This window comes from Bradyrhizobium sp. HKCCYLRH3061 (genome assembly GCF_051168015.1).
Taxonomy (GTDB): Bacteria; Pseudomonadota; Alphaproteobacteria; order Rhizobiales; family Xanthobacteraceae; genus Bradyrhizobium.
Window position 1 is genome coordinate 20,078 of sequence record NZ_JBNPUE010000033.1, and the last position, 11,479, is coordinate 31,556.

The 11,479-nt window shown below is 64.4% G+C and carries 11 protein-coding genes; 5 read left to right on the forward strand and 6 right to left on the reverse strand.

Going from position 1 to position 11,479, the window contains the following annotated elements:
- Nucleotides 1–9: 9 nt before the first annotated feature.
- Nucleotides 10–1,161: a hypothetical protein gene (locus tag ACQR2C_RS31870; RefSeq protein ID WP_315800641.1), complete on the reverse strand. Its 1,152-nt coding sequence runs from the start codon at nucleotides 1,159–1,161 to the stop codon at nucleotides 10–12.
- A gap of 314 nt (nucleotides 1,162–1,475) precedes the next feature.
- Between ACQR2C_RS31870 and ACQR2C_RS31875 the strand changes: the two genes are divergently transcribed.
- Nucleotides 1,476–2,081 carry a LuxR C-terminal-related transcriptional regulator gene (locus ACQR2C_RS31875; RefSeq protein WP_434882915.1) on the forward strand — a complete coding sequence of 202 codons (606 nt, stop codon included), beginning with the start codon at nucleotides 1,476–1,478 and terminating at the stop codon, nucleotides 2,079–2,081.
- A 128-nt stretch (nucleotides 2,082–2,209) separates the two neighbouring features.
- On the opposite strand, the gene ACQR2C_RS31880 is transcribed toward ACQR2C_RS31875, so the two are convergent.
- The 5 genes from ACQR2C_RS31880 to ACQR2C_RS31900 form a co-directional block, all read right to left on the reverse strand.
- Complete coding sequence (locus ACQR2C_RS31880) at nucleotides 2,210–2,455, reverse strand: hypothetical protein (RefSeq protein WP_006614403.1); 246 nt, start codon at nucleotides 2,453–2,455, stop codon at nucleotides 2,210–2,212.
- Nucleotides 2,456–2,701: 246 nt separating this feature from the next.
- Entirely contained in the window at nucleotides 2,702–5,257 is a 2,556-nt protein-coding gene (locus ACQR2C_RS31885; RefSeq protein ID WP_315800639.1) for a hybrid sensor histidine kinase/response regulator, read from the reverse strand.
- Entirely contained in the window at nucleotides 5,254–5,577 is a 324-nt protein-coding gene (locus ACQR2C_RS31890; RefSeq protein WP_434874248.1) for a response regulator, read from the reverse strand. Before ACQR2C_RS31890 ends, ACQR2C_RS31885 begins: the two co-directional genes overlap by 4 nt.
- A gap of 223 nt (nucleotides 5,578–5,800) precedes the next feature.
- Nucleotides 5,801–6,190 carry a response regulator gene (locus ACQR2C_RS31895; protein WP_008968243.1) on the reverse strand — a complete coding sequence of 130 codons (390 nt, stop codon included), beginning with the start codon at nucleotides 6,188–6,190 and terminating at the stop codon, nucleotides 5,801–5,803.
- Nucleotides 6,191–6,427: 237 nt separating this feature from the next.
- Nucleotides 6,428–7,150, reverse strand: a complete 723-nt coding sequence (locus ACQR2C_RS31900) for a Crp/Fnr family transcriptional regulator (RefSeq protein WP_315800638.1) — start codon at nucleotides 7,148–7,150, stop codon at nucleotides 6,428–6,430.
- Nucleotides 7,151–7,818: 668 nt separating this feature from the next.
- On the opposite strand from ACQR2C_RS31900, the gene ACQR2C_RS31905 reads away from it, so the two are divergent.
- The 4 genes from ACQR2C_RS31905 to ACQR2C_RS31920 all read left to right on the forward strand — a co-directional run.
- A complete protein-coding gene (locus tag ACQR2C_RS31905; protein WP_434882916.1) occupies nucleotides 7,819–8,568 on the forward strand; it encodes a histidine kinase dimerization/phospho-acceptor domain-containing protein in 750 nt (249 codons plus the stop codon).
- A gap of 297 nt (nucleotides 8,569–8,865) precedes the next feature.
- Nucleotides 8,866–10,413, forward strand: coding sequence for a flagellin (locus ACQR2C_RS31910; protein WP_316239160.1), 1,548 nt, complete (start codon nucleotides 8,866–8,868; stop codon nucleotides 10,411–10,413).
- A gap of 216 nt (nucleotides 10,414–10,629) precedes the next feature.
- The gene (gene flbT, locus ACQR2C_RS31915; RefSeq protein ID WP_315716969.1) at nucleotides 10,630–11,025 is read left to right on the forward strand and encodes a flagellar biosynthesis repressor FlbT; all 396 of its coding nucleotides are present in this window, start codon (nucleotides 10,630–10,632) and stop codon (nucleotides 11,023–11,025) included.
- A 257-nt stretch (nucleotides 11,026–11,282) separates the two neighbouring features.
- On the forward strand, nucleotides 11,283–11,479 hold a 197-nt coding region (locus ACQR2C_RS31920), incomplete at its 3' end, for an Hpt domain-containing protein (RefSeq protein ID WP_434863719.1).

An 11,479-nucleotide genomic window follows, 5' to 3' on the forward strand; every position in this document is an offset into this window, starting at 1 on the left:
GCGCGGCCGTCAACCGGTTGCCGACCGCAGCACCGTCTTGATCGCATCGCGGCCCTTCCAGGCGAAATAGGTGAGGCGGCCGCCGAACGTGCGATGGCTGCGCAGCCTGTTCGAGCCGAGCACGTGTCCGACCTCTTCGGGGAAGCGCTTGACCTCGGCCTGTACCATCTTGTCGGTATTGGCCATGATGGCGTTCAGGCGCGTCCCCCAGTCCGAGTCCTCGATGCGATCGATGCGGACCTGGATCGCATATTCGATGTCATAGATGCTGGTCAGGATTTCCTTGGCGGTCACGACGCGGTTGTTCTTCAGCGCGATCCGGAGCGCGAGCCGCTTGTCCTCCAGCTGGTCGAGCACCATCGGCACGGTCATCGCGTAGGGTGCCGCGATGACGTCGGCGATGTTCTTCGAACGCGCCGCCTTCGTCGCCAGCCGCATCACCTGCCACGGCTCCTTCAGACGCTTGGCGACGAGCGTCAACGCAAAGGGCACGGCTTCCGGCTGCTTCTTGCGCAGCGCATCGAGCAGCAGCACCATCTTCTTCACCTGCGGATCGTCGAACTCCGCGATCCGGTCCGGCAACGAATCGGCGAACTTTGCAAGTTCCTCACGGGCGCGCAGCGCCTTCATCAGCTTCACGACGTCGTCGAACACCGACGGCGATGCCGTATAGGCCTTCAGCTTGCTGCGGACCTGCTCGATGCCTTCGGCGCGCGCCAGCGTGCCTTCCAGCGACTTCGTCACCTTGGTCTGGAACGCGCTCGCCGTCTGGCGGATCTCGCGCTGCTTGTCCGCGGCGATGAGGTCCTTCATCTGTGCGTTGTAGTCGCGCGCCATGGTCGGCAGCAGATCGCGCGAGATCCATTCCCAGATCGGCGTGAGGGAGCCGCGGGCAATGCGGCCCTCATTGGCATGCTCCGGCGATCCGTCGATGAGAAGCTGCTCGACCGGCATGAAGAAGTAGCGCGACGGATTGATGGTGCGGTGGCCGCCGGCGCCGTTGTTGTTGCGGATCTCGGCGCGCAGCCGCGCCTGGAGGTCGGCGGATCCCGGCATGTCGACGCCGCTCAGCTCCAGCCGTTCGAGCTCGCTGAGCAGACAGCTTCGTGTCAGCGGTGACAACCGCTGCAGGAATTCCCAGATCCGGTCGACCGGTCCCATTGGCGTCAGGCTGTCAGCTACATGTCAAGGTCGCTCGTCTCCACGGACGGGCACGGAACGCATGGAAGCACGAAACAGTTGGTGCGAAATTAATGTCAGTAAACAATCGTAGGAATGCGCGGCGTCTTGGACAGGCGCCGCCGCGCACGCCGGGGACGGTCTTCCGAAGCCCGGCATCGCGCACCGGCTTAACTATTTCGGCTTGCAACTTTCGAGAGAAAGTATCGACGGTTGCGCGAGTTGCCGGAGAAGCCCGTATTGCTACGGGCGGCAGAATTAACCATGTTAAAGTCGCTGTGGCGCCAGAATGAGGCATGGCACAGCTGAACAACAGCCTATCCGACGATCACGTCGCACCTGCTCCCGGCGGCCTGGAGGTTAACGACCCGGGCCTCCCGGCGCCCCGGTTGCGCGCCCCGGCCCCGCTTGCGGTGGGACAGCAGGACGACCGGGGCACGCTCGCCTTGGCTCGTCAACTGAACGGTTCGCTGACCGCGCTGATGCTCTACATGGAGGAGATCAAGCAGCGCAGTGACGAGATTGCCAGGACGCCCGGCGAGCGCCGGCATGTCCAGGTGGTCGTCGACAATGCGCTGCTACAGACCGAGCGGGTCTGCGCCCTGGTCAACCAGATGTCCGGCGCGCACGGGCAGTTCGGACCGTTGTCGCGGGCGGTGCCGGCTCACGAGCAGGGCGCGGCGCCCGCGCGACCGCCCGGCCGGGCCAGCAAGTCGCTGACCCCGCGCGAACACGAGGTCCTCAAGCTGATCAGCGAAGGCCATTCGAACAAGGAGGGCGCCTTGCGCATGGGCATCAGCCCCCGCACCTTCGAGAGCCATCGCGCCGAAGCCATGCGCAAGGTCGGCGCGCGCAACACCGCCGAACTCGTCCGCGCAGCACTCCTCAACCAGATCGGATGACGACGGACGAGCGCGAATGCCGCGCTCGCGCCTTCCACCCCGCGGTGCCCCCGCAACGCAGACAACGACAATTGGCGTCCGACCGGCTCGGTCGAACGCGCTGATTGCGGACGCGGACGTCCGTGCTGTCAGAAATAATCCTCGGCGAAGGGGCGAACCCGGGAGGTCGGTCGCAGCGGCGCTTGGGCTTTGGGCGGCGTCGGCACAATCGTAATGGTCCAGCGCGGCGGGACGCTCGCTTCCTTTTCCATGACTGAACGGACGTGGCCGGTGATCGTGGATCCGCCGGATTTCACGGTCGCGGTCCGGCCGTTGAACTGCGCAATTCGGAAACGCCTGACTTCCTTCTGGTCGGCGGTTTCAAAAGTAAACATGGGACACATCTCCTATGTGACCCCAAGTCTGGCAGCTCATGATTAGTTGATTGTGAAAATCGTGAGCCGTAGAAGTACGGCGTCAACCCATTGTAAGGGAATATGAAGATCAGGTTCGGCGAATCCGCGTCGTGAACGTCTCGTTTGCCATCTCGATCGTCCGAGCCCGTCCTCGTCGCCGCGGTGCGCCATACGGGGACGTCGCGCCGATCGGCATGCGCCATGGAGGCCTGCGGCCTCCCCGCTTCAATATTGCAGCTCCTGGGCGCGGGCGGCGGCGTAGGCGGCCTCGATGTTGTCGAGCAGCTCGGCATACTCCCTGGCGGACAGGCGCGGCGCGCTCTTCTCGAGCGCGAGTGCGTAGGTTGCGAGCCGGCGGTACCCGAAGGTGCCGGCTGCGCTCTTCAGCGAGTGCGCCTCGCGGCCGATCTTGATGCGCTCGCCGTCGAGCGTCAGCTGGCGGAGCTGCTTCAGCCGCGCATCCGTTTCGCTGAAGAACACGTCGCGGATCTCCTGTGCTGCCTCGTCGCCGATCTCGCCGACCAGCTCGGCATAGGCTTCGCGGTCCAGCGCAGCTTCGGGAGCAATTTCGGTGTCGGCGGCAACGTCGGCGGCCGCGGCATCCGGCTGAGCCGGCACCAGCGGGGCGTCCGACGCCGCGGTTTCCGGCACCGGCACCGGAACGGGCAGGGGCAGCACGCGCAGGATCGCCTCCACGAGCGCTTTCTTGCGGGCCGGCTTGACGACGAAGTCGTTCATCCCGGCTTCCCGGCAGGCTCGGATATCCTCCATGAAGGCGTTCGCCGTGAAGGCGATGATCGGCACGTTGGAGCGGCGCTCGCCACGTGCGCGAATGGTGCGGGTCGCCTGGAAGCCGTCCATCTCCGGCATGCGGACGTCCATCAGGATCAGGTCGTAGTTGAAGCGGCTGGCGGCGGTGACGGCCTCGGCGCCGTCGCAGGCCGTGTCGGTCTGGATGTCGAAATCCTTGAGCATCTTGGTCGCGACCAGGCGGTTGGTCGGATTGTCGTCGACCACGAGGACGCGCAGCGGCCGGCCGAACGCCGCGATCCGGTTCTGCAGCGAGGCGTAGATGCCGTCGTCGTTCTGCTCTGGCACCGCGACGGTCTCGGCAATCGGCAGCGTCAGGCGGAACGAGAACGTGGATCCGCTGCCCAGCGTCGAGGTGACCTTGATGTCACCCCCCATCTGCTCGATCAGTCGCTTGCAGATCGCGAGTCCGAGTCCGGAGCCGCCGAACCGGCGGCTGATCGAATTGTCGGCCTGGACGAAGTTCGCGAACAGCGAGCCGATCTTGTCGGCGGCAATGCCGATTCCGGTATCGGTCACCGTCCATTCCACGGTCGCCTTCTCGTCATCCTGCTCGATGCAGCGCGTCGTGACGACCACTTCGCCGGACGAGGTGAACTTGACCGCGTTGGAAACCAGGTTGAGCAGGATCTGGCGAATGCGGCCGGCGTCGCCGACCAGCGCCGGCGGCACGGATGGGTCGCCGACGCTCCTCAGCTTCAGGTCCTTGGCGGAAGCCCGCGGCCCGATGATGCTGAGCGTGTTGTGGACCAGGGCCTCGGCGGAGAAGGCGATGTCCTCGAGCGAGAGCTGGCCGGATTCGAGCTTGGAGAAGTCGAGAATGTCGTTGAGGATCTCGAGCAGATTGTCGCCGGCATTGTGGATCGCCACCACCGAGCGGCGCTGCTCGGGATCGAGATTGGTTTCCAGCAGCGTCGTGGCGAGGCCGAGCACCGCGTTCATCGGCGTGCGGATCTCGTGGCTCATCATGGCGACGAAGGTGGACTTCGCCGCGTTCGCGGCCTCGGCGGCCTCGATCAGGTGCTCGTGGCGTTCCCACCAGCGGGAGATCAGGACCGCGGCCGCGAGCACGGCCATCGCGCTCACCAGCGACACGATGACCAGAAGCGTCGCCATGTCACGCCAGGCCTTCAGGACGTCGTGCTCGAATACCGACACCACGATCATCGCGGGATAGTTGGGCAGCATCTTTGCGGCCCGCAGGCGCATCTCGCCGGTTCGTGCGGAGGGCTCGCGCAGCACGCCGCCGGCCGACAGCGCGCGCTGACCGAAGCCGGAGGTCGGCTTGCCGATCTCGCTCGTGGGCGGAAAATGCGCGAGCAGCGTACCGTCCTCGCGGACCAGCGATACCGCGGCATCGAGACCCTGCGCGGTGGAGCCGAAGAAGTTCTCCAGATAGGGTACGGACATGGCGCCGAGCATCATGCCCATGAACTTGCCATTGGAATCGTCGAGCCGGCGGGCAAAATAGATGTTCCAGGTGCCGTCGCCGCGGTTCTGAACCGGTGTGCTGAGGAACGTCTGCAGCGCAGGGTCGGCCTTCAGCGCCTTGAAGTAGTCGCGGTCGGCGATGTTGACGTCCGGGATCGGCCAGTAGCGCGAGAAGTTCAGGAGCCTGCCTTGTGCGTCGATCAGCGTCACCGCATCGATCTGCGGCAGTCCCGCGATTTTCTCCTTGAGCAGGAGGTGGGTCTGATGGTCTGACGCGACATTGCGATACGTCGCAGCGTCGATAGCGCCGCCGCGCACGAGGTAGTCGCGCACGCTCGTGAGCACGAGGTCGACGGACTTCACCGAACGGTCGGCGTTCTCCGCCAGCGTGAGGCTATGGCGGCTGAGATCTTCCTCGGCGTGCTGAAGCGCGTTCTCGCGCAGGTTGGTGAGGAAGAAGAGGTTGCTGCCGGCAATGACGCAGATGAGGATCAGCGCGATCGCTGCAGGCGCTCCCAGAAAGCGCTTCTTTTTGCTCATCGCCTGCTACCGGCCTGCCGCTCTGAAAGCCGCCGGCGATCGGTCTCCTGCGCGATCTGCTTGAGAGTTTGCCGGAACCGCATCAGGTCGATCGGCGTCGAGAAGGGGGGAGCTATGTCGAGCTTGAGAACCTCGGTGCCGGAGCGGTCTCCCAGGGAGGGGTAAGGCGTGACGCAGTCGAAGTCCCTCTTGTGCAGGACGAGCGAGGCGGCGTCGACCGAGCTCACGCCCGTCGTGGCGAGGCCGGCCTGGGCTGCAATCTTTCGCAAGATGGAAAGATGCACGGCGGCATCTTCGATCACGAGGAGTTCGTTGCGCATGAATTCCCTGTCCCGTTGCCACCCTGACATGGTCATCGGCAAGCAGGATTACGTCTATCGGCCGGCTCTGACCCCCTCGTAAATTTTGGTTTCCGTACGACTACGGGGAGGGGGCGGCGATGTATGCGTCCTGCCGACGTCAACCGCGCGGAGTTCGTCCGCCAAAGAGAAAGCGGCCGGACACCGGTCCGGCCGCCGCGCAGGGCATTCAAAGGGGGGTCGGCTATTCGGCCGGGCCGAACACGGCTTCCATCTTGGTCTTGAGCGTCGCAGCATTGAACGGCTTGACGATGTAGTTGCTCACGCCGGCCTTCTTGGCGGCGATGACGTTCTCGGTCTTCGACTCGGCCGTGATCATGATGAACGGGGTCTTCGACAGTTCCGGGCTGGCACGCACCTCGCGCAGCAGGTCGTAGCCGGTCATCGGCTCCATGTTCCAGTCGGAGATCACGAGCCCATACTTCTTGGCCTGCATCTTGGAGAGCGCGGCCGATCCGTCGCTGGCGTCGTCGACGTTCTCGAATCCGAGCTGCTTCAGCAGGTTGCGGATGATCCGGATCATAGTGGCGTAGTCATCGACCACCAGGATCGGCATCGACAGATCAAAGGCCATGTCATTACTCCGCGCGTCTGGTCAAAAGCCGAACACGGGCGAGATATATCAGCACGAAGATTATTCGACGCTTCTTGGAACTCGCGCTCGTCAGCACGTCGACAATTATCAGCGCCCGTTGAACAGCGCGTTAATTCCGTCCGCATCGGTGATGGGGATCATGCGATGGGCCGTAGTTGTACGGAGGCAAGGGCGTTCGGCGAGGCGCCGGCGCGCGACGGCCGGAACGACGCCTGCCTACGGCAGGCTGCGCGGCCGGACCAGATTCTCGTAGTGAGCCTTCACGGCGCCGTAGCACTCACACGCCGTCCTCTTCAGCCCGTCCAGATCGATGATCTCGATATGGCCGCGGCTATAGTGGATGAAGTCGGCCTGCTGCAGCGTGCTCGCCACCAGCGAGACGCTGTTGCGACGGGCACCGATCATCTGCGCCAGGGACTCCTGGGTGATGTAGAGCTTGTTGCCGCCTGAAAGGTCATGCGTCTGCAGCAGGCAACGGGCGAGACGCGACTCGACGGTGTGGGCGGCGTTGCAACCGGCGGTCTGCTGACACTGCACGTAGATGGCGAGTGCGTGGCGCAACATCAGCGCGCGAAACGAGGGGCTCTGTTCGGCGGCTGCCCGGACCCTGTCGATGTCGACGACCGATGCAGCACCGGGAACGAGGACCGCCGCGCTGTTCAGCACCACCGGATCGCTGCCTGCGAGCAGGGACATGCTTCCGAAGAGACTATCGCGACCGATCATGGCCACCTGAACGCGCTCTCCGCGCGCGAGGTTCACGACCAGCGAGATGACACCGCGATGGGGGAAGTAGATGCGTGTCAGCTTTTCGCCGACCTCGGCGAGAACGGAGTCTTGCACCAGATCCACGGTCCGCAGATAGGGTCGGATCAGCTCGAAATCATCGTCGGACAGCGACGACAGGAAGCCGTTCGGAGAACGCAAGCTGGGGTCCAAAGCCATCTCCTGCATTGCAGTAACGAAGCCTCGCAGATCTCAATGCCCTCATGGTTCCATAGAACTGCGTCCCATCCGCTGACAAGAAGAATCGCGGGTAATATTCCCAGTAAAGACCATTCGCTCCTGCTGTGTGCGTTGTCGTGCAGACGGGCGCGAATGCGCGTTGCGGATTCAAGCCATCAACGTGTGTGCGATGTGCTGGTCTGACCGCGCGCGGTTGTATACAGTCGGCACGCATCGGCCCCCGCCTCGGCTCGTGAAGGCAGCGCAGCACGCTTGCGGCGAATGTCTCGTTGCTCCGGGCGCCGCAGCTCCGCCGGGCACGGCACCACGTAGCAAGCGCCGCAATTGACAGCGGACATCTTGAAGCCAAAATCGCTAATAAGCGCGCTGATTCGTTGACGGATCTTTTTCTGTCGGATGCAACTCTCGTCGCGAGTGGAGGCATCGGCCGGTGTCCTGCGACTGGCGGTGACGAGGTTGTCGTCATGGCAGGAGCAGGAGTCCGACTGATGCTGCATCCAGCCGGGGCGCGATCGATGGTCAGCGATGAGACTGAGCGCCAAGGCTGAGCGTCAAGACGAAGCTGAACATTGCAGCGGCGTCCGTTCATTTGCGTTCCGATAGCCCCGCCGTCCTCCCCCCAAACAGGTATTGCAGGATTCATGGCTTCTTCCACCTACCAGCGGTCCAATCAGTCGCTGCCGAGCCCGAGCGCAGACATTCCGGCTGCAGCGACGCCCGACATCCATCCAGGGATGGCCATCGTCGGTCAGGTTGCCGGTGGCCTGCTGCACGACTTCAACAACATTCTCACCGTGATCACGGGGACCATCGACATCCTCGCCGAGGCGGTCGAGGACAAGCCCGAACTGGCGGCCGTCGCGCGTCTGATCGACGAGGCTGCGACCCGGGGCGCTCGATTGACGTCGCAGCTTCTGTCGTTCGCAAGGGGCCGGCCGCCGCAGCCATGTGCGGTGGAGTTGAACGAGCTCCTGGTCGACGTCGCTCGCCTGCTTCGTCCGACATTGGGCACCGGGGTCGAGGTGACGACATCGGTGAGCGCGGACGTGCCGGCCGTCTTCGCCGATCCGGGTCAGCTGATGGCGGCACTGCTGTGTCTTGCGATCGGTGCGCGGCATCGACTGGAGCATGGCGGCCGCATCGATATCCAGGCCAGGCGCATGCGGGCCGCCGGCTCGGGCGCCGGCGGCAACTCCTGCGACGTGCAGATCGTGTTGACGGCGTCAGCGAGCGCGGCGGATGCGGCTCCAGCCGATGCGGTATTCTCGGAGATCCGGCTGGTCGAGGACTTCGTCAGGCGCTCGAATGGGCGACTGGAGCTCAAGGAGCCGCACGGCCCGGCCGCCAGCGTCGAGATCGTCCTCCCGTGCGCCGACCGCGCCCCCTCCTGACCTGCCACCCTTCCCCAAGCTCTTGGTTAGCGCTGCCTTAACGGTCGCACCGCGCATTGGCGTGGGCCGGCCGCAAGGCCTGCGTTTGCACGCCATTTTACCGCGAATTCCGGCGATCTGCGCGCATTTGATCGAGCTGATTAGCGGCCAATTAGCATTAACGGCGGCAGCGGATGCCCCGAGGGGCCGTTCCGAAGTCAATTTAACGAACGGGTAGGATTCCGCGGACCAGTCTGCGCCATCGCCGACAGAACGGTGCGGCGATGTCTACTCATGTTCATCCAGAAGGGAATGACAATGTCAGGTATCGTACTCTCTGCGTCGGTTCGCCAGAACCTGCTCTCGCTCCAGTCGACGGCTCAGCTCCTCGCGACCACGCAGAACAACCTCTCCACGGGCAAGAAGGTCAACTCGGCGCTCGACAATCCGACCAACTTCTTCACCGCCCAGGGTCTCGACAACCGCGCTTCCGACATCTCCAATCTGCTCGACGGCATCGGCAACGGCGTGCAGGTGCTGCAGGCCGCCAACACCGGCATCACCTCGCTGCAGAAGCTCGTCGACAGCGCCAAGTCGATCGCCAACCAGGTGCTGCAGAGCGCGGTGGGCTACTCCACCAAGTCGAGCGTGACCTCGGCAGCTCTGACCGGCGCGACCGCCACCGACCTGCTGGGCTCCAGCTCGACGGCGGTGACCGGCTCGGTCGTGCAGAACGACAACACGACGCCGGCGGCGATCACCGGCTCGACCAAGCTGTCGGGTACGTCGGGCAGCTCGTCGAACGACCTCGCCAGCGGCATCACCTCGGGTGAGACGCTGGTCGTCAACGGCACCACCTTCACCTTCGTCACCGGCACGTCCTCGACCGGCACGAACATCGGCATCGGCGACAGCGTCAGCAACCTGCTGTCGGCGATCCAGACCCAGACCGGCGTGACGGCGTCGATCACCGCAGGTGCGATCACCCTGACGCCGCCGGCGGCGGGATTGACGCTCTCGGGCAGCAGCGGCACCTTGGCCAAGCTCGGGCTGACTGCCGTCGGCGACGGCTTGTCGGGTCAGACCTTGACGGTCGGCGCCACAGGAGGTGGCACGGCGACCAGCATCACGTTCGGCCTGGGGACAGGGCAGGTCAAGTCGCTGAACGATCTCAACGCCAAGCTCGCAGCCAACAACCTGCAGGCCACCGTTGACTCGTCCACCGGCAAGATCTCGATCACCACGACCAACGACGCGGCTTCGGCCACGATCGGCGCGATCGGTGGTACGGCGGCTGCTTCCAGCCAGTCCTTCAACGGCCTGACGGCGGCGGCTCCGGTGGCGGACGCGACTGCTCAGACGCAGCGCGCGAGCCTGGTCTCCCAGTACAACAACGTGCTGGCGCAGATCAACACGACCGCGGCTGACGCCTCGTTCAACGGCATCAACCTGCTGAACGGCGACACGCTGAAGCTGACCTTCAACGAAACCGGTAAGTCGACGCTGTCGATCACCGGTGTCACGTTCAACTCGGCGGGCCTCGGCCTCTCGACGTTGACCTCGGGCACCGACTTCCTCGACAACAACTCGGCGAACAAGGTCATCGGCGTGCTCAACTCGGCGAGCTCCACGCTGCGCAACGAGGCCTCGACGCTGGGTTCGAACCTCTCGGTCGTGCAGGTTCGTCAGGACTTCAACAAGAACCTGATCAACGTGCTGCAGACCGGTTCGTCGAACCTGACGCTGGCCGACACCAACGAGGAAGCGGCCAACAGCCAGGCGCTGTCGACCCGCCAGTCGATCGCGGTGTCCGCGCTGTCGCTCGCCAACCAGTCGCAGGCGAGCGTGCTGCAGCTGCTGCGCTAAGGCGCGGACGGCACCCACGAATATCGGAGGCGGCGGGGCTTGCCCCGCCGTTTTCGGCTCTAGACTATTCGCAAATTGACGCCGCTCGGCTGCGGCGCCGGATCAGCCGGACAGCGAGCACGAGAGCAACGTCGTGTCGACGCGAGTGCAGCCTGCCGACGACGCCGCTCCCGAGAGGAGACTCCCGAGAGGAGACTTCTGAGAGGAGACTGGGCCATGCCCCTGCGGGTCGAGCTGAAGCCTTTCGAGCGCATCGTGATCGGCGACAGTGTCATCGTGAATTCGAACACGCGCGCCCGCTTCATCGTCGAAGGCGACGCGCCTATCCTCCGCGAGCGTGACACCGTCACCGCCGAGACCGCCGATACGCCGGCCAAGCGCCTCTACCTCTGCGTCCAGACGATGTATCTGAAGAACGACGCGATCCGTTATCGCGCGTCCTATCTCGCCTGTATGAACGAGTTGCGCAGGGCGATTCCGGAAGCCGCCGGCCAAGCCGAGATGGTGGATCGCCATGTCACGGAAGGAGCGCTGTACAAGGCGCTGAAGGAGATCAGGGCGCTGATCGAGCGAGAGGATCGCGCAGTCGCGCCGGCAGAAGCGATGCCTTGACATTCCGGCCGCGGAAAGGGGCCGGGCTCACCTCAGCCTGAGAGGTCGGTGCTACGTCCGTATTAGCACGGACGATAAAATTAACGGGACGGATAAAAGCCCCACCTAACGATGGCTTGGACGAAAGTCTGTTCAGCCGAGTCGGCGAGGGCCGGGTATCGATCCGCGCTGCTGGTGAAGGCCGGGACCGACCGTCGCTCTGACAGGATCAGCGGTCGCCCCGTGACCGCGGCGCCAATTCTTGGAAGGCCAGTTTCATGGACGATCTGTTGCGTGAGTTCCTGACGGAGACCAGCGAGAGCCTGGATACCGTCGACAATCAATTGGTGCGGTTCGAGCAGGAGCCGAACAACGCCAAGATCCTCGATAACATCTTCCGGCTGGTGCACACGATCAAGGGGACCTGCGGTTTCCTCGGCCTGCCGCGGCTCGAGGCGCTGGCGCATGCCGCCGA

Bases quoted from the DNA above. Each gene is read 5' to 3' on its own strand.
- ACQR2C_RS31870 (WP_315800641.1), bottom strand. From the start codon at position 1,161: ATGGGACCGGTCGACCGGATCTGGGAATTCCTGCAGCGGTTGTCACCG.
- ACQR2C_RS31875 (WP_434882915.1), top strand. From the start codon at position 1,476: ATGGCACAGCTGAACAACAGCCTATCCGACGATCACGTCGCACCTGCT.
- ACQR2C_RS31880 (WP_006614403.1), bottom strand. From the start codon at position 2,455: ATGTTTACTTTTGAAACCGCCGACCAGAAGGAAGTCAGGCGTTTCCGA.
- ACQR2C_RS31885 (WP_315800639.1), bottom strand. From the start codon at position 5,257: ATGAGCAAAAAGAAGCGCTTTCTGGGAGCGCCTGCAGCGATCGCGCTG.
- ACQR2C_RS31890 (WP_434874248.1), bottom strand. From the start codon at position 5,577: ATGCGCAACGAACTCCTCGTGATCGAAGATGCCGCCGTGCATCTTTCC.
- ACQR2C_RS31895 (WP_008968243.1), bottom strand. From the start codon at position 6,190: ATGGCCTTTGATCTGTCGATGCCGATCCTGGTGGTCGATGACTACGCC.
- ACQR2C_RS31905 (WP_434882916.1), top strand. From the start codon at position 7,819: ATGGCTTCTTCCACCTACCAGCGGTCCAATCAGTCGCTGCCGAGCCCG.
- ACQR2C_RS31910 (WP_316239160.1), top strand. From the start codon at position 8,866: ATGTCAGGTATCGTACTCTCTGCGTCGGTTCGCCAGAACCTGCTCTCG.
- flbT (WP_315716969.1), top strand. From the start codon at position 10,630: ATGCCCCTGCGGGTCGAGCTGAAGCCTTTCGAGCGCATCGTGATCGGC.